The following is a 25477-nucleotide window of genomic DNA, read 5'->3' as shown; positions in this document are numbered from 1 at the left end:
GCAGAACTCAACTTCAAAAACTGACCGAATGCAAGCCTCGCCACAAGCGGGGCTTTTTCTATTGGAGCAAAGCCCCATGACGGTATCCGTTCCCGGTGATCTCATTCGCACCTATGCAGGCGATGGAAGCACCACGGCCTTTTCCTATCCCGTGCGCTTTGATGAAGATGACGAGTTGATCGTCATTCTGCGCGATAGCGACGGCAACGACACGGTAAAGGCGCTTGGCTCTGACTATACCGTTTCGGGCGAAGGTAACGACGCGGGTGGGACCGTGACCTTCACCACTGCACCGGCCTCCAGCGTGACTGTGGTCATCTACCGTTCCACGGAAGAAACGCAGGTCGTGGATCTGGAGAATGCCAGCCGCAACGACGCTGGTGCGGTTGAACTCCAGTTGGACCGCATGGTGCGAATGATCCAGGATCATAGCGCAGAACTTGGCCGCACAGCGAAAGCGCCTCCAGGGAAAGCCGGTCCAGCGCTGCCGGATTCGCAGGACGGAAGCCCTCTGGTGTGGGATGGTGTAAACCTTGCAAACGGACCTGCTCCTGAAGAGGGGCGACTGTTGGGCTGGCATAACGGCGCACTTACTAACCGTGACGTTGTGACACTTCCGAATGCTCCAGCAGGCGCTACCGGTCTTGATGTGCTGGCTGCGGAGACGGCTGACGATGCGCGAGATACCCTAGCCGTTGGAACGCACGTTACCACACGCACGGCGTTGAAGGCGCTCGATACGACGAAAGACACTGTTGCCTATCTTACGGAAGAAGGGCGCGAAGGTCAGTTCGTCTGGCGTGCAGGTGACTACTCAGTAGAGGTGGCCTCCGATACGCAGGAAGGTATCTACGTAAAAGCTGATGCTATCTCGGCAGCAAGCGGCGTATGGGTTCGTGCGGGGGGGTGGGCCGTAGAAGGATCGGATATCCGGTGGTTCGGTGCTGTTTGCGATGGCGTATCCGATGATACGGTCGCACTCCAGGCATGCGCCGAGCGCGGTGGAACTTACAAGGTGCCGATTGGCGTAACGCGAACGACTGCACCGATCATACCAGCCCGCCCATGCGTGTTCTACGGGCTTGGTGTGATCCCGATCATCGACCTTGTTGACGCGTCCCCGAGCGGCGGAGCGCACACACGCGGACCCGGCTCCTGGTTCCACTTTGATCATGCAGGGGTTGGCTTTGATGTTGATGGCACGAACGCCGTTACAGACTCCGTCGCCTTCATCGCCAAGGGGTGCGGTTCCTTCAGAAGCCAGCCGACGCCCACAGAAGCAGCCTTTACCCCCGGTGACTTCGACTGGGATCTTCGTTTTACTGATTGCGATGTGACGTTGGAGTGGTTTTGCCTAAACTCCACGCGATTCTTGCATGCGCGGCTCTCTAGGGCGGGTCGTATTCGGGTGGACGCGCGAGGACAACCCCTTCTGCGAGGTATCGATATCGATCAAATATATGATGTCTCGGAGGTGACGGCACACTTCTGGGCGTTCTGGTCTCTCGCGGATACGGTCACTGCCTACACGAAAGCTAATTTGCGTCCTCTGATCACAGGCCGGGTAGATGGGCTAGTAATCCCGCGTTACTTCTCGATTTATGCCGAGATTGCTTGGCACATCGTTGATAACGGTTTTGGTTCGATCACCAGTGGTAGTGTCAACTACGCATATCTAGACCTCTGCGGGCGCGCTATCCTGATCGATAGCAGCGTTACCACCGGGTCGATTGCAATTGATTACCTTAACTGCTACGGACTATCGACAGAAAACTCCACAGGTATCCTTGTCCTGAGTTCCAACTTCGATATGGATGTTGGGCGCGGCTATTTCAGTACGCACCGACAGCAGGCGCTGTACATCGCTGGTACCGGGAACACAGTTCGCATCGGGCGACCATCTTTTACGGATTACGGTTTTGCCAACGCCAGCACGCCGGGGGTCGTGGTCGAGGCAGGCAATACGCTCATTCTGGATGGCCGAGTGCAGGATTCTCCTTTGGCGGGGCGCACCCTATTCTCGGCACACGATGGCGTAGTCGATAGCCCTGACTATTACAAGACATATGTCCCGTCCACCCTCGACACGGGGGGGGGAACTGGCTTTGTCTTCGGGACCACTGCGTTCGCCTATCGTGTGCAGGGCGAGTGGGTTGATGTTACGTTTGATATTACGGTGACTAACGTGGGGTCAGGTGGGGGCAGCGTCAGGTTTTCGCTGCCATTGGCGCAAGACGGCGTAGCCGTTGGTACGGCTACGGAGATTCTGACGAGCGGTTCCCTGCTGAACGCGAAAGCGACCACCGGAGATAATTTAGTCCGTATTACCACACCAGTAGATGCCTTCCCGGCTGTAAATGGAAGCCGGATCATTGGGAGCATTCGCTATAGCCGTTCATAGCCGACGATTAGCCCAACCCTGAACCCCATCAACCATAAGCTCTGGCGCGCCTTCGTCGGAAAGCCGATATATCGCTGGTCGCTCGATTTCGAGTGTCCATTCGGCTGGCGAGAGCAGGTCAATCAGCACCCCTTCGATTTCGCGGGAGTGTGTACCGATAACCATGCGGCGAACGTGCCGGTTGATATCGCTGAGGCTACCACGCACTAAGTCCAATTCGCCACCTTGGATGTCAATGTGGAGCAAATCGATTGGTGAGCCAGCAGTAAGGTCTGCAACAGTGATTGTTTCTAGGGTGTGGTGGCTCTTCCCGCTGGCGGCATTCATCGCCCGTCGCCAGCCCGCGCTGAAAATCGGGCTGGCTCCCCAATCGTATCCAGACCTACCGGCATTGGGGAATAGCGCCTTTCCATGCTTTGAAGCCGCAATACCGTGGACAATACGATACTCTGATGGCGCGAAGCCGTTGGCCTCAAGTGCTTCTTTGGCGAACTGGACATGACCGGAGTCACCTTCGACGCCGATAAGTTCCACCGATAAACCCGAGCGTTTGGCGGCTACACCAGTGCAATTTAACCAGCAGCCCCATCCGCAGCCTAGCTCGACGGCTCTGAAGCTCTCGCGTGCGGTATCAACCGCTCGAAGTACAGCCGCCCATTCGGCCAGATCCGCGTGCCAATTAGCGGGGATGGGTATCGGGTGGACCTGGCCCTCTTGGCCGTCCAGTATGCCTGGAAAGAATTTAGGGTCGATGCGCACGCCGAGAAAATTGGTCACGTAACGCTGATCCGGCTTGATATCGTTGGCCGCATGCCGCTGGACAACCTTCTTCGGATCGAAAGTAGCAGAGCAATTGGCGAACAACGCACCGTAGTCAGGAGCCCACATAAGTGCAACCTCGGGAAGATCGGAACTTCTTCACCCTTAAAGATTGATTCGACCTGACGCAAGTCGTCCATTGGTGGTGTTGGGCGATTTTGTCTGACCTTTGCTCCGCCGCTTCTGAAGCGGAGAAATCTAATAGGCCGCACGGCATCTGACGTAGCGGGTATTCGTATTGAGGCGCTTTCATGAAACGCACTCTCGGCCATCTCTCCCGGCTCTAATCCGCTGACGCTCTAACCCACATCTGAAACGGAGAAATCCAATGGACCGCAACTTCGCGCGGGCGCTTCCGCTCGTCATGAAGCATGAGGGCGGCTGGGCAGACCATCCTGCCGATCCCGGTGGCGCCACCATGAAGGGCGTCACGCTTCACACCTTCCGCCGCTACGTGAAGGCCGATGCGACCAAGGATGATTTGCGCGCCATCACGAATGAGCAGATCGCCACGGTCTATTACCGGCACTATTGGGCCGCGGTGAATGCCCAAGCTCTGCCCTCTGGCGTCGACTATGCCGTCTTCGACTTCGCTGTGAACTCCGGTCCCAGCCGTGCGGCGAAATACCTGCAGAGGATTGTCAGCACCACAGTTGATGGCCGGGTCGGACCCAAGACGCTGCAAGCTGTCGAGGCGATGGATCCGAGCGAGATCATCATCAAGCTCTGCAACGCTCGCATGGCCTTCTTGCGCAAGCTGAAGCACTGGCCAACTTTCGGCAATGGCTGGACCCGCCGTGTCTCCGAGGTGCGTCAGGATGCGCTGAACATGGTCGGGCGTCCTGCTGACGTGAAGCGCATTCCTGTGCCTGTCGAGAAGCCGGTGGTGAAAGACCCTGAAAATCTCGACAAGCCCATGGCGAAAAGCAAGACGGTCTGGATGTGGCTCACAACGGCCATCGGTGCGCCGCTCGCTGCCCTGGCTGATCTGGATTGGCGGGTGCAGCTCGTCATTGTCGCGGTCATCGTCGGCTTCGCGATCTACGCCATCAAGCGCAGGCATGATCTGGCGAAGGTCTATCGCGATCTGAAAGCAGAGTTCGGAGAGGCTTGATGTTTGGCCTCTCCATTGGCGCATGGCTTCGTGTCGGTGCCGTTCTGGCTGTGGTGGGACTTCTGACCTTCACCCACTGGAACGCTTACCAGCGGGGCCGCATGGCGGTTCTGCAGCGCCTTCAATCCGACCGCATTTCAATCCTCAAAGATGGAAAGGCCATCGACTATGAAGCTCTCAATGCTGATGACGCTGGCTTGTGTGCCCTTCTTGGCGGGTGCGAGCTGCCAGAGCACGAGCCTCGCTGAGCCATGCGACGTTCTCGTGCCGATCCATCCCCAGCCGGCAACCAATGCTTATCTGGTGCAGAACGATCGACCGGCAGCCGTGGCCATAGCGCAGCATCGTGGCCGGTATCAGAAATATGGGTGCCGCCCATGATCCTCGCGCACATCAAGCAGTCTCTTCGAGAGACCTTTCCAGTCCGGGCATCGGAATGGGCGCTTGCCCTGATGCTTCTGAACTGGTCGCTGATCCTTGTCCTCAATCCCGATCTCTTTGCAGATGGTGCCAGCTATCGGCCTCTTGCTGCGATGATGAAGCAGGATACCTGGGCGCTGCTTTGTCTGGTGGCCGGGGCAGGGCGTCTGATCTTTCTTGCCATCAACGGGGCGTGGCGGCGATCCCCGCATCTGAGGGCGCTGGGGGCATTCATAGCCTGCCTGTTCTGGTTTCAGATCACGGTGGGCTTCGCGCAGGCCGGCACATGGAGCACTGGCCTTGCGGTCTATCCGGTTCTGCTCCTGCTCGACAGCTACAATGTAATGCGCGCTGTCACCGATGCCGCCGCAAGCGATCAACGTCATCAGGAGCGGGCGCGCAATGGAAATAAGCACTGAGGTCTGGATCGCCGGGGCCTATGGCCTCATCGTCCTGCTCGCTGCTGCAGGGCGCTATCTCAATCAGAGGAAACAGCCACCGCCGCGCGATGACGCCTATGTCACCGCTGCCTCACTTGGCTTCATAGAGAAGGACATGGCCCGCCGATTGGTCGAGGCTGCCGAGGGCATCAACGCCTCCATGAGCATCCTTGCCGACCGGAAGCAGAACGAATTGCAGGAGACGCTTGATAAGCTGGTGCAGACGTTGACCAAGCGCCCGCCATGACACATCAGATCCATTGACGATCGATCCGCCCCGCTGGCCTTTTAGCTGGTGGGGCGGCTTTTCTGCGTTTACGGGCCTGCTCCGATCCGATATCAGCCCAGCCCATGAGCATGTCGGTGAGAACCCTGCAGGACTGTCTTGATCTGGATGTCGGTATCTGGGGGCACTGCACGCGCCCGAACTGCGGGAACAGCGTGCGTCTCGACATTCACAAGCTCATTGAGCGGTATGGAGCTGACTACAGCTATATCGGTGATGACCGGCTGAGGAATGCCCTGCGGTGCAATCGGTGCGGTCACAAAGGCGGCTCGATCACCATTTCGCAGATGTATTCAGCTAGTGCAGGTCGGTAGGGCTCTTGGCGCTGTGATCGCCCATCAGCCGGCGAAACTCTTCCACTTCCTTCCGCGCCTCGTCCCGCTCACCATCGGTGAGGTCTTCCCACTCTCTGCCAGGGAATAGGTCTAGGGCTGCAAGGCGGGCTGCTTCTTCGTTGAATGGGTCAGTCATTCGGCGGCTCTGGAAGAGGTTGCCAGTGGGTGATGTGGCTCAGGTCTTCGTACTGCCCTCGTTGCCCGTTCCACCACCTTCCTGACTCGTAAGAACTCACTTGGCCTATGACGCACATCTCGGCGTAGCGGTTAGGTGTCCGAGGCTTCCACCACATCAATATCCATTCATCCCTTGGCGCTGTGTCTATAGGCTTCCAATCCATCGTTCTTCTCTTTCGTTGAATGGGTCAGTCTGCCGCATCATCATCTTCGACCGTTGGTACCGCTTCCCACTCGGAACGCCCTGAATAGCTGTTCGGGTGGTGGCTATTCGGTTGGATGTACGTCACCCGAAACTCTTGCTGCAATTCCCCCTTGTACCAGCGCAGATTGCCGGTAGGGGTTTTCCCTACGTAAATCGGTTGGTGCAACTCTAGATGCTTTACTTCATCAGCCATTCCCATATCCCCAATCCGATAGCAGCCAAGATGACCGCTATTATAACATAGCCATAGGCGTTTTCAGTCAGTCCGGCGAAGCGCATTAGGTGGTTCCCGGCGGCTGAGGGAGAGGCATCCAGTGAGTAGGTTCGGGAGCGGCGTCCCAGTCGTCTATCCAAAACTGCCAATGTTGAAGACCTTCCTCCCACCAGCATTCAAAGCACTGGTAGTATTTGCCTGGGCTGTACGCGAGAAAGTGCGTCCCATCCTTCGGGACAGTCTTAATCGGTCGCCATTCACTCATTTCATCACCTCGTGAAAAATCCGTGGAGTAGGGCATTCCCGCCCTGCAAGCTGTTGATATTCCTCAACCCTGTAATCCCTTGGTAAGGGAGAGGTCGAGAGTTCAAATCTCTCCGGCAGCACCAGCAAATCTCCCCGAATTTCTTTGCACATTGCCTTCATTCTTGCTCGCGCACGCGCTTGATATGTGACGCAGGCCTGACATCATGCGCCGAATTCACTAGTTTGCGCGCATCATTGTCATGAGTTTGTTCCTGATGTCCGCGACTTCTCCTATTCCTGCCTCTGTTTTTGTCATTTGCCGTGATGCAGAGGAGACGATTGCTCTTTGTCTGCGCTCAGTCGCTGATTTCGATGACATTGTGGTGGTTGATTCCGGCTCGACGGACCGGACACTGGAGGTTTTGAAAGAGCTGGAATCGGGAGGGCTGCCCATACGCCTTTTCCATCGTGACTGGCCGGGCTACGCAGCGCAGAAACAGTTCGCGCTCGAGCAATGCCGCCACGACTGGTGCCTCAGCCTGGACGCTGATGAAGAGATTGATGAGCCTATGCGCAAGGCCATCGCCGATCTCATGGCAAGTGGCCCCGCGCAAAAGGGCTATGATCTGTTGCGCCGTGAATGGATCGCCGGCTACGGCCACGCCCATCGCTGGGTTGCCCATACGCGCATGTTGCGATTTTTTGATCGGCGCGCAGGCGGTTTCGACCTCTCGCAGAGCGTCCATGAAAGTGTTTCGGTGAGTGGCCCCACGGGGGTTCTGAAGCAAGGCTTCATTCTCCACAATGCGTGGATGACGCCCGAGCAACATGCGCAAAAGCAGATAGCCTATTCATCGCTGAAAGTGCAGCAGCGCCTGGAGCGCGGCAAGAAGGCGTTGCCGATCAAGATGGCATTCTCGCCACTGGAATATTTCTTCCGCTCCTATGTGCTGCGCCGATACTTCCTGTGTGGCTGGGGCGGCCTTGCCGCGTCGCTGCTCGACGGCAGCTATGCGTTCCAGACCGAGTGGAAACATTGGCTGGCCGAACGCGAGGTGGCGATCTGAAACGACCTTCCGGAAAAGGGTCCCAAAGCCTCGCCTGCCAGCGTCGAAACACGTGACAAACGAGGCTTTGGGCTAAGCCGACCCGGGGGGCGGGAGGGTCGACTTGGCGGACGCGTCGGGCAGGGTTTGTACTGCCGTCTGCGAAACTTGTTGAGGCATGCTGGTGAACGCCCCTGGTGGATCGACTTCAGCTTGTGTGGTGGCAGCTGGAGCCGGTGATACTTGTAACGCTGAGTTGTATTCTCTGCGTTCGTTGTAAGGCTGTTCTACGCAGGCACATGCTTTATGAGCGAATAGCAATACGGTGATATTGGACTTTTTTCTCGAAAAAATTCGGAAGATCATGCTCTGCTGCGGAACGGGCGAAAGTTTTCGTAAAGAGATGGTTGATAAACTTAAACGTGTATTCTAGTTCTTGAAGCGCAGGTGATTTCCTCTAGCCACATCGCCATCGGGTGGCTGGAACTTGTAGGCCCATTTCGGGCAGTAGTCGTACATGTACCGCGCCGAATTTTACGACGGCGAGTAACAGTCTCATTTTGATAAATGAATTTGGAGAGCTGCCGTGCTGAACGGTAATATTTCGCCCTTGCCCGCTCAAATGACCTGTCGACCGGCTCGTTTCATCCGCAAGCGCACTCATCCCGCACGACCTGGCCCGGTTTCCGCCTGAGCGGGGACCATCAGGCGTTCAACTGCGCATCCGGGGGGCATCCTGAACCGGAGAGCGATCTGTGTCACATCTGATTTCGAGAGTGCAGACCTCAGCGCGGATTGACCTTTCAGTTCCTTTGCGCACCTTGCTCTTGAGTGCTTCGGCGCTGTTGCTGACATCCTGCGGGGCATCGTTCCCCGCGCTTGGAGACAAGCCCGGGATTCTTGACGAGCTCGATGAAAGCCCGCCTGTGGGCAAGCCGAAGGTCGAGACGCTTTCCCCGGATCTGTACGTGCCGGAGCCGCTGGAGAAGGAGAAACAGGGTGCCGACGCCGGGCCAGCGACAGATCCGTTCACAGTTGGCACGACCCGCCGCCCAACTTTCTCCGCCACATCTCAAGGGTTCACGCGGGCCATTAAGCAGGCGCTTTCGATAAACCCGCAGGTGCGCGCACGCATCTCCGAGCTCGCAGGCGCCGGCATCAATGCCGAGATCGCACGGCAGGCCTATTTCCCCACCCTCAACAGTTCCGCCGGCATGGGCACGCGCAGCGACTACGATTATGAGGTGACCCTGTCCCAGCCATTGTTCGACTGGGGGCACACCCACGCCGGAATCACCGGTGCGGATGCCGCAAAAAGGGCCGCGATTGCCGCGCTGCGTGCCGCAGAAGAGCAGGCGGCGCTCGATGCCGCACGCGCGCAGATCAATGTGGAGCGCCACGCGGAGCTTGTGGAGGTGGCGCAAAGAAACGTCGCCGTGCATGACCGCTTCCTGGATCTGGCGACCGTGCGATCAGAAGGAGGTGTCGTGGACGAAACCGAGGCGCGTCTGGCGGCGGTTCGTCTTGGTGGAGCCCGCTCCGAGTTGGAGGAGGCGCATGGCGCATTGCGCGATGCACGCAGCATCTATCGCACGCAAATCGGGATGGAGAGCCGCTCTACGGTTCGCGTTCCTCGCCTTGGCCTTAAGGTCACCAGCGACACCGATATCGAGGCTCTCGTCGCACATGCTCCGGCAGTGCAGGCCGCGCTGGAGCGCGAGGCGGAAGCCCGGCAAAGCGTGAAGCTTGCCAAGGCGGAGCTGCTTCCACGGCTGAGCGCCGAAGCCGTCTACGGCGCCACCGAAGGGTCAAGTTCGGACAAGGCAGGCGTGGGTCTGCGCATAACCGGGCCAAGCATTACGGGTTTGAGCAATCTCAAACGCGTGGATGCAGCAGGCATGGCCGCCGAAACCGCCCGCTGGACCGCAGAGGCGGAGAAGCGTGAGGCGACCGCGCAGCTGCGTGCCCTTCGTGACCGTGCCCCCACGCTTGCGCATCAGCAGCGCATTTACGGCATCCAGCTTGAAGAGGCGCAGGAGCTTCGCGCGCTTTACGAGGAGCAGTTTAAGATCGGCGAGCGCACGCTGGTGGATCTGGTGACGGTACAGGCCGACATCGTGCGCCTTGAGCGCAGCCGCGTGAATGCCCGCTACGACATTCTAGACCTCGAATATACCGCTGCCGGCGCACTCGGTCAGCTTCTTCCGACACTTGGACTTAACCCAGGGGAGCAGACGCGATGAGTTTTGCACCGGAAATCACGACCCTTTTGTCTGCTGCCACACGCAAGGACGGAGCACCGAAAACACGCGACACATTGCTTGATGGGCTGCTTGTCCTGTGCCGTCTCTACAATCGCCCGGCGACGTCCGGCGAGCTGACTGCCGGCCTGCCGCTGACCGACGGCAAGCTGACGCTGGGCGTTCTTCCGCGTGCAGCCGCGCGTGCCGACCTTTCCGTGCGTGTGCGCAGCGGCGTGACACTTTCCACCATCGACAAGGCCCTGTTGCCGGTTCTTATCGTGCGCGTGGATGGCACCACCTGTCTTCTCACCTCCATTGAGGGCGAGAAGGGCAGGATCATCATGCCCGAAATGGAGGTGCGCCAGCATGAGGTGAAGCTCGCCGAACTGCAGAAGATCATGGCCGGTCCGGTCATCTTCGCAGCACCGGTCACGCGCAGCGACAGCCGCGCCGACGATTTCAACATTTCGGCAGGCAGGCACTGGTTCTGGAGCCAGGTCGCCCGCCTGAAGATGAGTTTCTTTGAAGTTGCTGCCGCCGCAGCGCTTGCCAATTTCCTCGCACTTGGTGCGGCACTCTTCTCGCGCCAGGTTTTCGACCGGGTCATCCCCAATCAGGCCTTCGCGACCCTGTGGGTGCTGACCATCGGGGTTGGCATTGCAATCGTGCTGGAGGCCATTGCCCGCATCGCCCGCGCACAGCTGATGGATGTGGCAGGCAAGCGGCTGGATGTGCGCCTGTCCTCCCACATCTTCGAGCGCGCACTCGGTATGCGGCTGGAAGTCAGGCCCAAATCCACGGGCTCCTTCGTCAATCAGGTGCGCGAATTCGATTCCGTACGGGAGTTCTTCACCTCCACCACGATCGGCGCGATCAGCGACATTCCCTTCGTCATCCTGTTTGTCGGCATCATCTGGTTGATCGGGGGGCCGGTCGCCTATGTGCTGATCGCCGCCATTCCCCTGATCGTGCTGCCGGGCGTCATCGCCCAGTGGCCGCTGGAGAAATATTCCCGCCTCAACATGAAGGAAGGCTCCATCCGCAACGGGTTGCTCGTCGAGGCCATGACGGGGGCCGAAACAGTCAAATCGATCAATGCCGAAAGCCGCTTCCAGCGCTTGTGGGAGGAGTATACCGCGCTGCTTGCGGTCAATTCGGCCAGGATGCGCCGCCTCACCAACACCTTGCAATTCAGCGCCGTTGGCGTGCAGCAGGCTGCCTATGTCATGGTCACGGTCGTTGCGGTCTATCAGATACATTCCGGGGAGATGAGCGTCGGGGGGCTTCTGGCCTGCACGATCCTGTCCTCGCGCGCCATTGCACCGCTGACCCAGCTTTCGGGCATTCTGGGCCGCTGGCAGCAGATGCGAGTCGCGCTGTCGGGCATCGGCGCGATCATGGCAGCACCGGTGGATCGCCCGCAGGATCGGAAATTCGTGCATCGCCCACGGCTGAAGGGCGGCTTCCAGCTTGAAGATGTCGCCTTCCGCTATGACGAGCACAGCGAGGCGGCCCTGCAGGTGCCCGCACTCTCCTTCGAGCCGGGTTCGGCCACGGCCATTCTGGGCACCAATGGCTCCGGCAAGTCGACATTGTTGAAGATGCTGGCAGGCCTCTACCATCCTGCAAGTGGGCGGATGCTGGTGGATGGTACCGATATCCGCCAGATCGATCCGGTCGATCTGCGCCGCGCCATCGCCTATCTGCAGCAGGATGTGCGCCTCTTCTTCGGCACGCTGCGCGAAAACCTCAATCTCGGCCTTGAAGATCGCGAGGACGAGGAACTCATCGAGGCGCTCGAATTTGTCGGCGCTGAAAGTCTCGTGCGCGACCATCCCCTGGGGCTTGACCGGCCGATAGGCGAGGGCGGTTCGGGCGTCTCCGGCGGCCAGCGTCAATCCGTCGGTCTTGCCCGCCTGTGGCTGCGCGACCCGCGCATCGTGCTTCTGGATGAGCCCACGGCTGCCATGGACCACGCGCTGGAGACACGCGTCATCAACCGCATGCGCGAATGGCTCGTGGGTCGCACCCTGGTCGTTGCCACGCACCGCCAGCCGGTTCTGGCGCTGGTGGAACGCGCGGTGGTGATGAACCACGGCAAACCCGCAGCCGCAGGGCCGCTCGAAGGCGTGCTGGCCGCACTTTCCGGCAACAAGGGCAAGAGCGATGACTGACACAACCGCCGTGGAAACGGCCCCGGTCTGGATGAAGGCCGAAGCGAGCTTCCTTGAAGAGGCTGGCACGCACCGCACCGTCCTGCGCTTCATTGCCGTGTCGCTTGCGATCTTCTTCGCCTGGGCGGCCTTCGCGCCACTCGAAGAGGTAACGCGCGGCCCCGGCAAGGTCGCGCCCTTGAGCCGCGGGCAGATCATCCAGTCACTTGAAGGCGGCATATTGCGTTCCATCGAGGTGATGGAGGGTGAGGAGGTGAATGCAGGTCAGGTGCTGGCCGTGCTGGAAGACACCAGCTTCCGCTCCGCCTTTCAGGACCTGCAGGGCCAGACGCTTGCCCTGCGCGCCAGCCTGTCGCGCCTGCAGGCCGAACTTTCTCAGGCAAACACCGTCACCTTCGACGAGGACGTGATGGAGCAGGAGGTGCTGGTTGGCATCGAGCGCGACCTCTTCATCTCGCGCCGCCGCAAGTTCAACGAGGCCATACAATCACTGACGGAACGTCTGGCGCTGTCGGAAAGCCAGTTGGCATTGGTAAAGCCCCTGGTGGCCCGCGGCGCTGCAAGCCGGGTCGAAGCCATCAGGCTGGAACGTGAAGTGGCTGATCTGCGCGGCCAGCTCGACGATGTCGAGAATGTTTATTTCCAGGAGATCAATGACGAGATCGCCCGCAAATCCGCCGAACTCGCCTCGCTCAACCAGCAACTTGCACAAAAGGAAGACGCGCTCACCCGCACCGTTTTGCGTTCGCCCGTACGCGGCATCGTGAAGGATTTGGCTGTCACCACGAAAGGCGGCGTGGTGAAGGCGGGCGAGACCATCATGGAAATCGTGCCGCTTGACGACCAGCTCTATGTCGAGGCCGAAATCCGCCCCTCGGACGTCGCCTTCCTCTATCCCGGCCTCCCGGCATCGGTGCACATAACCGCCTATGACTACACCAAATACGGCGCGCTCAAGGGCGAACTCGTCTTCATAAGCGCGGATACGATCATCGACGAGACGCGCCGCGACGCCGAACCCTATTACCGCGTGCGGGTGCTGACCGAGAAAGCCGCCCTGGAAGGTCCTGACGGCCCGCTGCCGATCAAGCCCGGCATGATCGCGGAAGTGAACATCCAGACCGGCGGAAAGACGGTGCTCGAATATCTGGTCAAGCCGCTGATGCAGGGTCAGCTCGCCTTGAGCGAACGGTAAGGCCGCCGCCCACGGCCTGGCCAAGCCGCAAAAAAACCGCCGGTCGCCCGGCGGTTTTTCATCCTGATGAGGCTGCAGTCGAAAAAAGCTATTCCGCCGCTTCGAGAAAGAACCACCCCGGCTGTTCCCGCCGCGCCGAAAAATAGGGATGCTCACGCTTGCACTCCGCCAGCAGATCAAGATCCACCGGTCCATGGCGCACAAGAGCCTCGTCTAGTTGTTCTTCACAAATGCCGAGCCCCGCAAAATCATCGAGGATTCTCAGCATGATCGTTTTGTCGGTCAAAGGTCTGATAGGCAAAGCAATATCTCGCGCAAGAAGATCCAACGCGGTTGAAACACGCAAGAACTGAAGCACCGAGATTGGCTTGGTGGAGGTGTTATGGGGAAATTATGGGGGGACGTCCCGAAGCTCCCCTCTGAGACGAATAAAGCCAGCGAAACACGGGGAAGTCGTGAATATGGCGCGCCCGAAAGGATTCGAACCTCTGACCCCCAGATTCGTAGTCTGGTGCTCTATCCAGCTGAGCTACGGGCGCGCTTGCTGCCTTAGCAGCGGATCGGCTGGTCTCGCCAGCGATCGATGGCGCTTTCCTAACGAGGGAAAACGGCAAAAGCAAGCACTGATGTGACAATTTTCTGAATTCGCTCACATGGAATTTTGCAGTGCGGAATTCTGCGCTTGCCTACTTGGCCGCAACTGCGCCCGTCGGCTGGATTTCCGCCTCGCCGGTGGGCAATTCGATGGCGAAGATGGTGCTGCCGGGAATGCTTTCCACAAGCTCCAGCGTGCCGCCATGGGCGCGCACGAGTTCGTGGGCGATGGCCAAGCCCAGCCCCGTCCCACCGCTTTTCGCAGCACCCTTGAAGGCTGCGAAGAGGTTCTTGCGTGCGCGGGTCGGGAGGCCAGGACCCGTGTCGCTGACAAGGATCGTTACCATTCCCGGCCGGTACTGGCTGGCGATTGAAAGAGCACGCACGGTGGCGCTGTCGCTGTCCGCACCCATGGCCTGCACGGCATTGCGGCTGAGATTGGCAAGCACGCGGAACAGCTGATCGGGGTCGGCGCGTATTTCCAGGTCCGGCTCGACCTGATTCTCGAGCGCGATCTCGCCATCGGCTTCCACCGGCAGGGTGGCCAGAACATCGTCTACCAGCGTGCGCAGCCGCACCCGCCGCAGGCGCGGCGGCTCTTCCTGGGTGCGCCCATAGGCCAACACGCCTTCCGAATAGGAAACCGCGCGGTCGAGCGTGCGCAGTAGCCGCGGCGTCAGCGACTGCACGGTCGGGTCCTCGATGGTCGCAAGCCTGTCAGAGATCAGATGGGCCGAAGCCAGCATGTTGCGCATGTCATGATTGATCTTGGAGACGGCAAGGCCGAGATCAGCCAGCCGCTTGCGTTCGCCAAGCGTGTTGAGAAGCGTGCGCTGCATCTGCGCAAGCTCCCGCTCGGCAATGCCGATCTCGTCGTCGCGATCCTCCGGGCGGATTACGCGTGAAGGATCGTCGGGCGCCTGCCCGAAGGCAAGCATCGAGCGTGTCATGGCACGGATCGGCCTTATCATCACGCGGTTGATGGCGGCAAAGACAAGCGTTGCGGTGAATATCGAAATGAGCAGCGACAAGAGCCCGACATTGCGTGCATAGGTCAGCATCGCGCCGCGCAAGGGGGCGTCCGGCATGATGACCTCAAATTCCCGCCCGCCTTCACCCACTTCGCCAAAAACGCGCAACATGCGGTTGCCGCCGAAAAGCAGCGTGGAGAAAGCCTGGCCGATTGCATCCACCGGGCCAACGGCATCGAGATCCACATGCATGTCGACTTCCGGCGGCATCTGGCTGACGACGAGCAGGCGGGCGACACCTTCCTCGCGTACTGCAATGGCCTTGGCGCCCGTCGCCATCAAGATGTCGTTACTGGCTTCCCGTGTCAGGCTGTCGGCTTCGCCGCGCAGAAGCACCACACCCACGGCGGCGACAGTGCGCAGGCGCTGCCCCATCCATTGCTGGCCGAAATTGGCAACCGAAGGAATGAAGATCAGCACTTCCGCGACCATTACGAAAAGAATGGTCAGGACAAGGAGCTTCAGCGAAAGTCCGCGGGTCAGCGGCACGGCAGGCGTGTCGGTGTCACTTTCGGTTTCGGTTTCCCGGGCGGGTTGAAGAACCATGAGCCTCACTCTGCCAAAGTCCGGCAGCGTGCTTTCACTGCCGTTCCTTCACCCAAATAGCCGTAGAAACCTGATCAGTCCACGCACCACCGGGCTGCCTGTCTTGTCGCTATAATAGGATATTGCGGCGCGTTTGCCGATTTCCGACATGGTGGGATATGGCGCGACATAGCCGGTGATGTCGGAAACCTTCAGTCCCTTGGCAATTGCAAGCGCCCACATATTCATCATCTCGCCGGCACCCGCACCCAGAATGGTCACGCCGATGATGCGCCCGCCCTTGCCGGTCACGATCTTGATGAGGCCGGTCGTCTTGCGTTCGGCCTGCGCCCGGTCATTTTCCGCATATGGCCAGCGCAGCACCTTGTTCAGCTTGCCCTCATCCCGCGCCTGATCCTCAGTCAGGCCGATATGGGCCAGTTCCGGGTCGGTATAGGTGACCCAGGGCAGAATGTGCCGTTTTTCCCGCGCGGGGAGCCGGAAGAGGATTGCGCGGATGACAAGGCCCGCGTGATAGTTGGCCACATGGGTAAACTGCAGCCCGCCGGCGGCATCGCCAATGGCATAGACGCGCGAATTGGTGGAGCGCAGTTTGTCATTGACCTTCACGCCCGAGCGATCATGCTCCACGCCGGCTTTTTCGAGATCGAGCGCTTGCAGATTGGGGCGTCGGCCGGTCGCGACAAGCAGCGTGCTGCCGTCGATCGCCGCATCGCCTTCCGCGCCTGAAACATGCACGCGGATCTGGCCTTCATCCCGCTTCTCCAGCCTTGCAACCTTGGTGTGCTCGCGGATATCGATCCCTTCCGCCTTCAGCCGGTCGATCAGAAGACGCGCCATTTCCGGATCGTCCTTGCCGAGCGCCTTGTCGGCTTCCACCACGGTCACGCGTGCGCCCAGCCTGCGATGCGCCTGCGCCATTTCAAGCCCGATTGGCCCGCCTCCGGCAATGATCAGATGTTCGGGCAGGGTGCTGCGTGAGAAGATGGTCTCGTTGGTGAAATACTCGACCTCATCCAGCCCTTCGATGGGCGGCACCATGGGGGAAGAACCCGTGGCGATGACAAAGCGGCGCGCGCGGATCTTGTGAGGACCCGCCTGCACCATGCGCTCGTCGACAAAACGCGCTTCCTCCTCGATCACCTGCACGCCAAGCGAGGTAAAGCGCTCGACCGAGTCATTGGGAGCTATCGCAGCAATGACATCATGCACATGCGCCATCACGGCAGCAAAATCCACGTCAGGATCGGCATTGGCGATGCCGAAGGACGCGCCGTTGCGCATCGCCTGCGCATGCTTGCCCGCCGCAAGCAACGCCTTGGAAGGCACGCAACCGTAATTGAGGCAGTCGCCACCCATCTTGTGACGCTCGATCAACACGACCGACACACCAAATTGCGCAGCCGCGGCAGCAACGGTCAGTCCCCCGGAGCCTGCGCCGATCACGCATATGTCGGGTTTCAGCACGGTATCGGACATCAGTCGCCTTTCCTTTGGCTGCGCAGTTTCTTGATTGCCACGGAAAGTGCGGCGACACAGGCAAGTGCGGCGAAGGCGATGGTGATCTGCGGGGTGACGAGGTCTCCCACCGACAGGGTTTCACCGCTGGCAGATGCAGAAAGGATGACGCTGTCGAGACCGCGGCCAAGATAGGCAAAGGCGAAGGTGCCGGGCAGGATGCCAAGCGCGGTCGCCAGAACATATGTCTTCAGGCGCACGTCGAAGAAGGCCGGCGCGATATTGGCAACCCAGAAGGGCACGACCGGGGCCAGCCGCAATATGAGAAGATATTCGAAGGCTCCGTCCTCGAAGCCCGCGGCAAGCTTGTTTGCAACGCCGCCGAGCTTTTGGCGAAGCGTATCACGAAATGCCGTGCGCGCCGCGATGAAGATGGCTGTCGCGCCAAGGGTTGCCGCAAGAACCACGATGAAGCCGCCATAGACCCACCCGAACAGAAAGCCCGCGGCGACAGTCATCGCTGAGGCTGCAGGAAAGGAGAGGGCTACGGCTGTGGCATAGATAATGAAGAAACCAAGTGCGGAGAAAAGTGGCTGACTGGCCACGAATGCCTTCAGGCTGTCCCGGCTTTCACCGAGCGCGGAAAGGCTCAGATATTCATGGAGCCCGAAGGCATAAGAGGTGACGAGAAGCGCTGCCACGAGGCCGAGCGGCAGAAAGCGCGTCAGGCTGCTGCCTTGCCCCTTGCTTGATTTCGCATCTGTCATCGTCATGCCTTTGCCTTGCCCCTCGGGTCCAGACAGCCGTGGCTGCATCACATCTACATGGACCTGTTTCAGGAGCGGGGCAATGAGCCCATGGAGGGTCTCACTGGCATTTGAGCGCCGGCGCATCATGCTTCAATTGGCCGTGAGCGGCATGTCAGCAACGAAAAAAGGCCCGCGCGAGGCGGGCCTTTCCAGTGATCGGTGATGCTTTCCGGTTCAGCGGCGGTCGATCGACCATGCACCAGGGCCGAATGCTGCCAGTACCAGGAAGCCGCCTGCGATCGCGACATTCTTCATGAACATGATCGATTGCGTCTGATCGGCAAAATCGAAATGGGCAACAAATCCCGAAGCGATGGTGAAGGCCGCAAGTGCGAGTGCTGCGATGCGGGTCTTGAAGCCAAAGACAATGGCAAGGCCGCCCAATAGTTCAAGCAGCGCAACCAGCCATGCCGTGATCATCGGCATGGGAAGTCCGATGCTGCCGAAATAGCCGGCGGTGCCACCGATATTGGTGAGCTTGGTGAAACCCGACATGACGAAGATGATGGCCAGAAGAATGCGGCCGATAAGTACGAGAAGATTGGTCTGCATGGTGCGTGATCCTTTGAAAGAAGCTGTCGGCGCGGTGAAATACAGATTCGCGCAGGAGTTGGAAATATCTGTAACGGTGAACGATCTGTCGCTGAAAAACGGGTGATGGACCAAAAAGTCCGGGAACCATCAAACGGGGCTGGGCATTTGAAAGGCAAGAGCACGCGCCGTGTCAACCGGACGTGGCGGTACAGGGCACAGGTTAGGTTTTTCCGGTTTCCCGCCTGGCCAGGGGAATGGCTCCCACCCTTGTCCCGTCCGGCGCGTGTTCCCTTCCTCCCCCGGTGCGCGCCCACTCCTCGAGTTTCGGAGTGGGCGCTTCCGTTTCTACTTGGGCGCGATCATCAGTTCGGGACGAACCAGGCGATCATAGTCCTCTTCCGACACATGACCGCTTTTCAGGGCCTCCTCGCGCAGCGTCGTTCCGTTCTTGTGCGCCGACTTGGCAATTGCCGCGGCATTGTCATAGCCGATGGCCGGCGCAAGGGCGGTGACCAGCATAAGCGAGCGCTTCATCAGATCGGCAATGCGTTCCTCATCTGCCTCGATGCCCTTCACGCAATTGTCCGTAAAGGAGCGCATCGCGTCGGTCAGGATGCGGATCGACTGCAGAACGGCATTGGCCACGACCGGCTTGAACACGTTCAGCTCGAAATGCCCCTGGCTGGAGGCGACCGAAACCGTCGTCTGGTTGCCCATCACTTGCGTCGCAACCATGGTCAGAGCCTCGGCCTGGGTGGGATTGACCTTGCCCGGCATGATGGAGGAGCCCGGTTCGTTTTCCGGCAGCTTCAGTTCGCCGAGGCCCGAGCGAGGGCCCGAGCCCAGGAAGCGGATATCGTTGGCAATCTTGAAGAGATCGGCGGCCAGCGCGTTGAGTGCGCCGTGGAAGGCGTTCAGCGCTCCGTGGCTGGCGAGCGCCTCGAATTTGTTCTCCGCCGTGCGGAAAGGCAGGCCAGTGATCTCTGCTACCTTGTCGGCAAACTTCTGGTCGAAGCCCACCGGCGCGTTCAGGCCGGTGCCCACAGCCGTGCCGCCCTGCGCCAGTGCATAGACATCGCCCATCGCATGCTCGATGCGCTTGGCCGAAAGCTTGAGTGCAGCCACATAGCCGGAAAATTCCTGGCCCAGCGTCAGCGGGGTTGCATCCTGCGTATGCGTGCGTCCGATCTTCACGATCTTGTCGAAGGCCTTGGCCTTCTCGTCCAGCGCATCCGTCAGATATTCAAGGGCGGGCAGAAGCTCGGCGGAGGCTTCACGCGCTGCGGCGATATGCATGGCTGTCGGGAACGTGTCGTTTGACGACTGGCCCATATTCACGTGGTCGTTGGGGTGGACCGGCTTCTTGGAGCCCATCTCGCCGCCAAGCATCTCGATGGCGCGGTTGGAGATCACCTCATTGGTGTTCATGTTGGACTGCGTGCCCGAACCGGTCTGCCAGACCGAAAGCGGGAAATGGTCGTCATGCTTGCCTTCGACCACTTCCCTTGCAGCCGCAACCATGGCTTCGCCGATCTTTGGATCCAGTTTGCCCAGGGCGATGTTCACCTCGGCGGCGGCCTGCTTGACGATACCCAGTGCGCGTACCAGCGGAACGGGCATCTTTTCGGTGCCGATCTTGAAATTGCCGAGCGAACGTTGCGTCTGCGCACCCCAATAGCGGGTTGCATCCACCTCGAGCGGGCCAAAGGTATCGGTCTCGGTACGTGTCTTCGCCATGCGAACAAGCTCCACTGCGTTAAGCGCGCCGCGTTGCACTGCCGGGACTTGTTTCTCCGAGGCGAAGCGGCTGCGCGGGTCAGATATTCCGCGCGGGTTTAATGACCTGTACGCCTGCCATTTGCAATGGCTCCAGCCGCTTCCAACCGATTGAAACATACCCATTATGTGTTTCGCACAAACAAGAAAGGGCGGCCCGTAGGGACCACCCTTTTCTCGAAGAACTTTTGACTGTCGGTTACTCTAGCGGGTCTGGATGAAGCTCGGCACCTGCCGGTCATTTGTGTCGCTGGCGGCAAAACCTTGTGCTGCGGAAAAGCGCGGCTTGCCCTGTGCCGTGACGGAGCTGGTGGTCTCCTGGGAGACACCGGTTTCGTTGTAGGCCGTGCCGGGGAAATTGTCCTGAACGGTCATGCGAATGTCGAAGGCAGAAGCGCTGCCCACGGCGAAGGTTGAGGCGATGGCGGTCGCGATGATCAGCTTGCGCATGGTGCTCTCTCTCTTCCTGAATGTGGCTGGTTGGGGGAAGAAGGGCGGCATCACATGCCGCCCTCTTCGGAGTAGTACCTGTGAGATGACGCGATTAGCGTGCGATCACGAAAGAAGGGACCGGACGGTCGTTGGAGTCGCTGGCTGCAAAGCCCTGGGCTGCGGAGAAGCCTGCGGTGACATTGCCGGCGCCAACGCTGGCGGTCGTCTCGTAGGAAACACCGGTGTTTGCTTCGGTGTTGTAGACAGGAGCCTGGTTCTGGTCGCTGTCGTAGAAGTTCAGGGAAGCTGCGGAAGCGCCGGAAACGGCGAGCGTGGAAGCAACTGCGGTGAGGATAAGGATATTACGCATTTTCATACTCCGATTGTTGTGGCGGCGTCTTGGGAGGCGTCGCTCGTTGAACAACCGGGATGTACGAAGTCGTGCTGGCACCTTAAATGCCGTGAATGGTGAACGCTTTGTCGCCTAAAGAAGCCCTTTAAATCACCCCCTGACACATCGTTGTCAGCAGCTTGACCTATGGGAATGCTAAACCCTTGTGTTTATTGACTATAACATCCCTGTGACCACTGCGTGACAAGCCCAATTCTTTCGGAAAATTAATGAAATGGGTCATTTTTCATGCACTCACGTAAAGTTGCGAGGGCCTGCGAAAGCATGAAGAATTTTTAATGATGCAATTTTGCGGGGTTATTGCGCTTCCCACTGCCGGCTTTGTGCCGGAGTCACCGTCTGTCGCAGCTGCAACTTTCTGAAGAACGGTGGTCGAATCTGTCGATCGCTGCACGCTTGGACGTCGCGCAGGGCAGGCGCGATCCTTAGGCAACCATAGGCATAAAAGAAAAGGGCGCCCCGAGGGACGCCCTTCCTGATGGTTTGTGATGGAGGCTGGCTTAGAAGCCCATGCCGCCCATGCCACCCATGCCGCCCATGTCGGGAGCAGGTGCGCCGCCGTCCTTCTTCGGAAGTTCAGCAACCATGGCTTCGGTGGTGATCAGCAGGCCTGCAACGGAAGCTGCGTCCTGCAGGGCGGTGCGTACGACCTTCATCGGGTCGACAATGCCCATCTTGATCATGTCGCCATATTCGCCGGTCTGGGCGTTGTAGCCGAAGGTGACCTCGGCGTTCTCGAGAATCTTGCCGACAACGATGGACGCCTCTTCACCGGCATTGGTGACGATCTGGCGTGCCGGAGCCTGAACGGCGCGGCGAACGATGTTGATGCCGGCTTCCTGATCCGGGTTTTCGCCCGTTGCGCTGATCTGGACGGAAGCGCGCAGCAGAGCCGTACCACCGCCAGGAACGATGCCTTCCTCGACAGCAGCGCGGGTTGCGTTCAGGGCGTCGTCGACGCGGTCCTTGCGCTCCTTCACTTCCACTTCGGTCGAACCACCGACGCGGATCACGGCAACACCGCCGGCGAGCTTTGCAAGGCGCTCCTGCAGCTTCTCGCGGTCGTAGTCGGAAGAGGTCTCTTCGATCTGCTGCTTGATCTGCGCAACGCGACCTTCGATCTCTGCCTTATGGCCAGCACCATCAACGATGGTGGTGTTCTCCTTGGTGATGGAGACCTTCTTGGCGCGGCCGAGCATGTCGAGCGTGACATTCTCGAGCTTGATGCCGAGGTCTTCGGAGATGACCTGGCCACCGGTGAGGATCGCGATGTCTTCCAGCATGGCCTTGCGGCGGTCGCCGAAGCCCGGAGCCTTGACAGCGGCAATCTTCAGGCCGCCGCGCAGCTTGTTGACCACGAGCGTTGCAAGAGCCTCGCCTTCCACGTCTTCAGCAATGATGACGAGCGGCTTGGAGGACTGAACAACCGACTCGAGAACCGGCAGCATGGCCTGCAGGTTGGACAGCTTCTTCTCGTGGAGCAGGATGTATGCATCCTCGAGTTCGGCAACCATCTTCTCCGGGTTCGTCACGAAGTAGGGCGACAGGTAGCCACGGTCGAACTGCATGCCTTCGACAACCTCGAGCTCGGTCTCGGCGGTCTTGGCTTCCTCGACAGTGATGACGCCTTCATTGCCGACCTTCTGCATGGCATCGGCAATCATCTGGCCGATGGACTTCTCGCCATTGGCGGAAATCGTGCCGACCTGGGCAACTTCGTCAGAGGTGTTGATGTCCTTGGCAGCCTGCGACAGGTAGGCGACGACGTCGTCGACAGCCTTGTCGATGCCGCGCTTCAGGTCCATCGGGTTCATGCCGGCAGCAACAGCCTTGGCACCTTCCTGAACGATCGCCTGGGCGAGAACGGTTGCCGTGGTCGTGCCATCACCAGCGATGTCGTTGGTCTTGGAGGCAACTTCGCGCACCATCTGTGCGCCCATGTTCTCGAACTTGTCCTCAAGCTCGATTTCCTTGGCGACGGAGACACCGTCCTTGGTGATGCGCGGTGCGCCGAAGGACTTGTCCAGGACAACGTTGCGGCCTTTCGGGCCGAGCGTAACCTTCACTGCGTCTGCGAGGATGTTGACGCCGCGCAGCATGCGCTCACGCGCGTCGCGGGAGAATTTTACTTCTTTTGCAGCCATGTTTCTCTAGCTCCTAAGGGCTTCGTGAAGCCGTTTCCGTTTGGTTCGATGGGGCGGCTGATCAGCCGACGACGCCCATGATGTCGGACTCTTTCATGATGAGGAGGTCCTCACCGTTGAGCTTGACTTCAGTGCCGGACCACTTGCCGAAGAGAACGCGGTCGCCTTCCTTGACGTCCAGCGGAACAACCTTGCCGGTCTCGTCGCGTGCACCATTGCCCACAGCGATGACTTCGCCTTCCTGCGGCTTTTCCTTCGCGGTGTCGGGGATGATGATGCCACCAGCCGTCTTCTCTTCGGATTCGACCCGGCGGACGACTACACGGTCATGAAGCGGGCGAAAATTCGTCTTGGCCATTATCCTGAACCCTTGATTTCGATGATGAAACAGGTTTGAACTCCACCCGGTCGCCCGAGGTGTGTTAGCACTCACCTGTAGAGAGTGCTAATGGCGATGGAGATAATGGCGCTGCTGCCACGAGTCAAGAATTCGTGAGCGCGATTTTTTTGTTCGATCTCGTCTTTTCCGGGGGGCGTCAGGCTATCCGGGATCCATTGAGCGAGGATCGAAGAGCATGGCCCGGTCCTCGCCAGCTACTGCCAGCACCGCCAGCCCCTCCTGCGGCTACCGGCCCAGCCTCACAATAGGTCCCGCCTCTCGCTTCGCTCGGTCGGGACGACGGAGGTGCAGGGAAGGCCACCATTCACCATTCCCTATTCACCGCTCACTCTCTTCACCCCGGCCTCACCAGCGCCTCTCGCTCGCGCTCCACTTCCTCGCGCATGCAGCAGCCGGCGAGGTGGTCGTTGACCAGCCCCATGGCCTGCATGAAGGCGTAGACGGTGGTTGGGCCGACAAAGCTCCAGCCGCGCTTCTTCAGGTCCTTGGAAAGCGCGGTCGAGTGCCTGGTCGTTGGGTTCGCGCGCAGCGTCCCGTAATCCATGACCGAAGGACGTTCATCGGCTGACGGTTCGTGCCGCCAGAAATAGGCCGCAAGCGAGCCTGCCTGTTGCGCCATCTCGACCGCGCGCTGCGCATTGTTGATGGTGGAGCGGATCTTGCCGCCATGGCGCACAATGCCTGCATTGGTGAGAAGGCGCTCCACATCATTTTCGGTGAAACGCGCCACCCGCTCGAAGTCGAAACCCTCGAACGCCTCGCGGAAATTCTCGCGCTTGCGCAAGATGGTGAGCCAGGACAGACCGGACTGGAAACCTTCCAGGCAGATCTTTTCGAACAGGCGGTGATCATCGGTGACCGGGCGGCCCCATTCATGGTCATGATATTCCAGATAGTCGGGGAGATTGCCGTGCCAGAAGCAGCGGAGCTTTCCGTCGGGACCTTCAATTAGCCCGGTTTTTTCGTCTTTCGTCACCCTTAACCTCTTGCGGCAGCGGATTAACCGCGGATTCACCTTCTGCAAAAACGCGGCAGTAACCACATCTGCAGCGAGTCGCGTCATGGTGGCATTTTATGAAAATGGATTCACCATTCGCTCGCTGTCGCTGATGCAGCATCCTGACAAGGCTGGCACCTTTCACGGGTGGCGGGCCGGATCCGCAATGTCTCTGGCGAAGGCTGGAGCAAACAGGGATGACACGAGCATGAAACTGTTTCTTGCCGCTGCAGTGACAGCTGCCGCGTTGCTGGGTGCAGGTGGAGCACTGGCCCAGACGCGCTATGTCGAGCCGCCACCGGTGATGGTAAGCCCCGATCTTTCCGCGCCCTGGGTGCTGCAGCTTCGCCAGCCACAGGGCGTCCAGACGCGCCATTATCAGCGCCAGCGCGTTGTGCGCCAGGCACAACCGCGACCGCAATATCGCCAGGCACAGCCGGTTTACCGCCAGCAGCCTCAGGTGGCGCAGCCACGCCAGCTGCGTCCGCAGCAGCAGGCGGCACTCGCCGCGCGTGCGCCGGCCAAGCCAAAGCCGCAGATGAACCCGATCTATCTGCCACAGGTGGTGGACTACGACGGTCCGCACGGAGCCGGAACGGTGGTGGTGGATACGTCCAACCGCTTCCTTTACCTTGTTGAAGCCGGGGGCAAGGCGCGTCGCTACGGCGTCGGTGTGGGCAAGGAAGGCTTCGAGTGGCGCGGCACCGAGAAGATCACGCGCAAGCGTGAATGGCCGGACTGGCGTCCGCCGGCAGAAATGATCGCACGTGAAAAGAAGAAGGGGCGTATTCTTCCCGCTCACATGAAGGGCGGTCCTGCGAACCCCCTTGGCGCACGCGCGCTTTATCTTGGTTCCACTCTCTACCGCATCCATGGCACCAACGCGCCCTGGTCGATCGGACAGGCTGTTTCTTCAGGCTGCATCCGCATGCGCAACGAAGATGTGATGGACCTGTACAATCGTGTATCGGTCGGCACCAAGGTCGTGGTACTGTAGCAACCGCAGGCGGGGGCAGGCCTTGCGCGCTG

General features: G+C 59.7%; 27 protein-coding genes and 2 tRNA genes. 11 read left to right on the top strand and 18 right to left on the bottom strand.

The window, feature by feature from the left end; all coding sequences use genetic code 11:
• The first annotated feature begins 76 nt into the window (after positions 1-76).
• Positions 77-2401 carry a hypothetical protein gene (locus tag EL18_RS10095; RefSeq protein ID WP_152552989.1) on the top strand — a complete coding sequence of 775 codons (2325 nt, stop codon included), beginning with the start codon at positions 77-79 and terminating at the stop codon, positions 2399-2401.
• Here the strand turns inward: EL18_RS10095 and EL18_RS10090 are convergent.
• A complete protein-coding gene (locus EL18_RS10090; RefSeq protein WP_051913999.1) occupies positions 2396-3289 on the bottom strand; it encodes an FkbM family methyltransferase in 894 nt (297 codons plus the stop codon). The genes EL18_RS10095 and EL18_RS10090 overlap by 6 nt on opposite strands.
• 259 nt (positions 3290-3548) lie before the next feature.
• Between EL18_RS10090 and EL18_RS10085 the strand changes: the two genes are divergently transcribed.
• From EL18_RS10085 to EL18_RS10070, 4 genes are all read left to right on the top strand, one after another.
• Positions 3549-4334 carry a glycoside hydrolase family 108 protein gene (locus EL18_RS10085; RefSeq protein ID WP_036482482.1) on the top strand — a complete coding sequence of 262 codons (786 nt, stop codon included), beginning with the start codon at positions 3549-3551 and terminating at the stop codon, positions 4332-4334.
• Entirely contained in the window at positions 4334-4582 is a 249-nt protein-coding gene (locus EL18_RS10080) for a hypothetical protein (protein WP_051913997.1), read from the top strand. The genes EL18_RS10085 and EL18_RS10080 overlap by 1 nt, the downstream gene beginning before the upstream one ends.
• A 129-nt stretch (positions 4583-4711) precedes the next feature.
• Positions 4712-5173 carry a hypothetical protein gene (locus EL18_RS10075; protein ID WP_036482479.1) on the top strand — a complete coding sequence of 154 codons (462 nt, stop codon included), beginning with the start codon at positions 4712-4714 and terminating at the stop codon, positions 5171-5173.
• Positions 5157-5441 carry a hypothetical protein gene (locus tag EL18_RS10070; RefSeq protein WP_036482476.1) on the top strand — a complete coding sequence of 95 codons (285 nt, stop codon included), beginning with the start codon at positions 5157-5159 and terminating at the stop codon, positions 5439-5441. Before EL18_RS10075 ends, EL18_RS10070 begins: the two co-directional genes overlap by 17 nt.
• A 92-nt stretch (positions 5442-5533) precedes the next feature.
• Here EL18_RS10070 and EL18_RS17810 read toward each other — a convergent pair whose 3' ends face one another.
• From EL18_RS17810 to EL18_RS18400, 5 genes are all read right to left on the bottom strand, one after another.
• Complete coding sequence (locus EL18_RS17810) at positions 5534-5740, bottom strand: hypothetical protein (RefSeq protein ID WP_152552988.1); 207 nt, start codon at positions 5738-5740, stop codon at positions 5534-5536.
• Positions 5741-5777: 37 nt separating this feature from the next.
• On the bottom strand, positions 5778-5951 hold the full coding sequence (locus EL18_RS17970; protein WP_161781990.1) for a hypothetical protein: 174 nt from the start codon (positions 5949-5951) through the stop codon (positions 5778-5780).
• Positions 5944-6069 carry a DUF551 domain-containing protein gene (locus EL18_RS18405; RefSeq protein ID WP_425277153.1) on the bottom strand — a complete coding sequence of 42 codons (126 nt, stop codon included), beginning with the start codon at positions 6067-6069 and terminating at the stop codon, positions 5944-5946. Before EL18_RS18405 ends, EL18_RS17970 begins: the two co-directional genes overlap by 8 nt.
• 111 nt (positions 6070-6180) lie before the next feature.
• Positions 6181-6390, bottom strand: a complete 210-nt coding sequence (locus EL18_RS17805) for a hypothetical protein (RefSeq protein ID WP_152552987.1) — start codon at positions 6388-6390, stop codon at positions 6181-6183.
• Positions 6391-6475: 85 nt separating this feature from the next.
• Positions 6476-6676, bottom strand: a complete 201-nt coding sequence (locus EL18_RS18400) for a DUF551 domain-containing protein (RefSeq protein WP_425277152.1) — start codon at positions 6674-6676, stop codon at positions 6476-6478.
• Between the two features lie 49 nt (positions 6677-6725).
• Here EL18_RS18400 and EL18_RS17800 point away from each other — a divergent pair.
• From EL18_RS17800 to EL18_RS10045, 5 genes are all read left to right on the top strand, one after another.
• Positions 6726-6800: transfer RNA gene (locus tag EL18_RS17800), tRNA-OTHER, on the top strand.
• A 132-nt stretch (positions 6801-6932) separates the two neighbouring features.
• Complete coding sequence (locus EL18_RS10060; protein WP_036484512.1) at positions 6933-7724, top strand: glycosyltransferase family 2 protein; 792 nt, start codon at positions 6933-6935, stop codon at positions 7722-7724.
• Between the two features lie 806 nt (positions 7725-8530).
• Positions 8531-9946: a TolC family protein gene (locus EL18_RS10055; RefSeq protein ID WP_161781989.1), complete on the top strand. Its 1416-nt coding sequence runs from the start codon at positions 8531-8533 to the stop codon at positions 9944-9946.
• Positions 9943-12120 (top strand): type I secretion system permease/ATPase, encoded by a 2178-nt coding sequence (locus EL18_RS10050; RefSeq protein ID WP_051913993.1) that lies wholly within the window; start codon positions 9943-9945, stop codon positions 12118-12120. Before EL18_RS10055 ends, EL18_RS10050 begins: the two co-directional genes overlap by 4 nt.
• Positions 12113-13315: a beta-barrel domain-containing protein gene (locus EL18_RS10045; RefSeq protein ID WP_036482467.1), complete on the top strand. Its 1203-nt coding sequence runs from the start codon at positions 12113-12115 to the stop codon at positions 13313-13315. Before EL18_RS10050 ends, EL18_RS10045 begins: the two co-directional genes overlap by 8 nt.
• Positions 13316-13403: 88 nt before the next feature.
• Here the strand turns inward: EL18_RS10045 and EL18_RS10040 are convergent, their stop codons facing one another.
• From EL18_RS10040 to EL18_RS09985, 12 genes are all read right to left on the bottom strand, one after another.
• The gene (locus EL18_RS10040; protein ID WP_152552986.1) at positions 13404-13661 is read right to left on the bottom strand and encodes a hypothetical protein; all 258 of its coding nucleotides are present in this window, start codon (positions 13659-13661) and stop codon (positions 13404-13406) included.
• A gap of 116 nt (positions 13662-13777) precedes the next feature.
• Positions 13778-13854 (bottom strand) — tRNA-Arg (locus tag EL18_RS10035).
• Between the two features lie 147 nt (positions 13855-14001).
• Positions 14002-15486 carry an ATP-binding protein gene (locus EL18_RS10030; RefSeq protein WP_051913991.1) on the bottom strand — a complete coding sequence of 495 codons (1485 nt, stop codon included), beginning with the start codon at positions 15484-15486 and terminating at the stop codon, positions 14002-14004.
• A gap of 48 nt (positions 15487-15534) precedes the next feature.
• Positions 15535-16965 (bottom strand): dihydrolipoyl dehydrogenase family protein, encoded by a 1431-nt coding sequence (locus EL18_RS10025; protein WP_036482462.1) that lies wholly within the window; start codon positions 16963-16965, stop codon positions 15535-15537.
• On the bottom strand, positions 16965-17717 hold the full coding sequence (locus EL18_RS10020; RefSeq protein WP_341872060.1) for a TVP38/TMEM64 family protein: 753 nt from the start codon (positions 17715-17717) through the stop codon (positions 16965-16967). The genes EL18_RS10025 and EL18_RS10020 overlap by 1 nt, the downstream gene beginning before the upstream one ends.
• A gap of 210 nt (positions 17718-17927) precedes the next feature.
• Positions 17928-18305 carry a DoxX family protein gene (locus tag EL18_RS10015; RefSeq protein WP_051913989.1) on the bottom strand — a complete coding sequence of 126 codons (378 nt, stop codon included), beginning with the start codon at positions 18303-18305 and terminating at the stop codon, positions 17928-17930.
• A gap of 327 nt (positions 18306-18632) precedes the next feature.
• Positions 18633-20024, bottom strand: a complete 1392-nt coding sequence (gene fumC / locus EL18_RS10010; RefSeq protein ID WP_036482459.1) for a class II fumarate hydratase — start codon at positions 20022-20024, stop codon at positions 18633-18635.
• A gap of 243 nt (positions 20025-20267) precedes the next feature.
• Positions 20268-20513 (bottom strand): hypothetical protein, encoded by a 246-nt coding sequence (locus tag EL18_RS10005; RefSeq protein ID WP_036482456.1) that lies wholly within the window; start codon positions 20511-20513, stop codon positions 20268-20270.
• 94 nt (positions 20514-20607) lie between these two features.
• Complete coding sequence (locus EL18_RS10000; protein ID WP_036482454.1) at positions 20608-20865, bottom strand: hypothetical protein; 258 nt, start codon at positions 20863-20865, stop codon at positions 20608-20610.
• A 542-nt stretch (positions 20866-21407) separates the two neighbouring features.
• Positions 21408-23051: a chaperonin GroEL gene (gene groL / locus EL18_RS09995; protein WP_036482452.1), complete on the bottom strand. Its 1644-nt coding sequence runs from the start codon at positions 23049-23051 to the stop codon at positions 21408-21410.
• Positions 23052-23112: 61 nt separating this feature from the next.
• On the bottom strand, positions 23113-23409 hold the full coding sequence (gene groES, locus EL18_RS09990; RefSeq protein ID WP_036482449.1) for a co-chaperone GroES: 297 nt from the start codon (positions 23407-23409) through the stop codon (positions 23113-23115).
• A gap of 376 nt (positions 23410-23785) precedes the next feature.
• Positions 23786-24427 carry a DNA-3-methyladenine glycosylase I gene (locus EL18_RS09985; protein ID WP_036482446.1) on the bottom strand — a complete coding sequence of 214 codons (642 nt, stop codon included), beginning with the start codon at positions 24425-24427 and terminating at the stop codon, positions 23786-23788.
• 229 nt (positions 24428-24656) lie between these two features.
• On the opposite strand from EL18_RS09985, the gene EL18_RS09980 reads away from it, so the two are divergent.
• Positions 24657-25445: a L,D-transpeptidase gene (locus EL18_RS09980; protein ID WP_036484498.1), complete on the top strand. Its 789-nt coding sequence runs from the start codon at positions 24657-24659 to the stop codon at positions 25443-25445.
• The last annotated feature ends 32 nt before the right edge of the window (positions 25446-25477 follow it).

The organism is Nitratireductor basaltis (assembly GCF_000733725.1).
GTDB classification, from domain to species: domain Bacteria; phylum Pseudomonadota; class Alphaproteobacteria; order Rhizobiales; family Rhizobiaceae; genus Chelativorans; species Chelativorans basaltis.
This window is presented reverse-complemented; position numbering and strand designations above follow the sequence as displayed.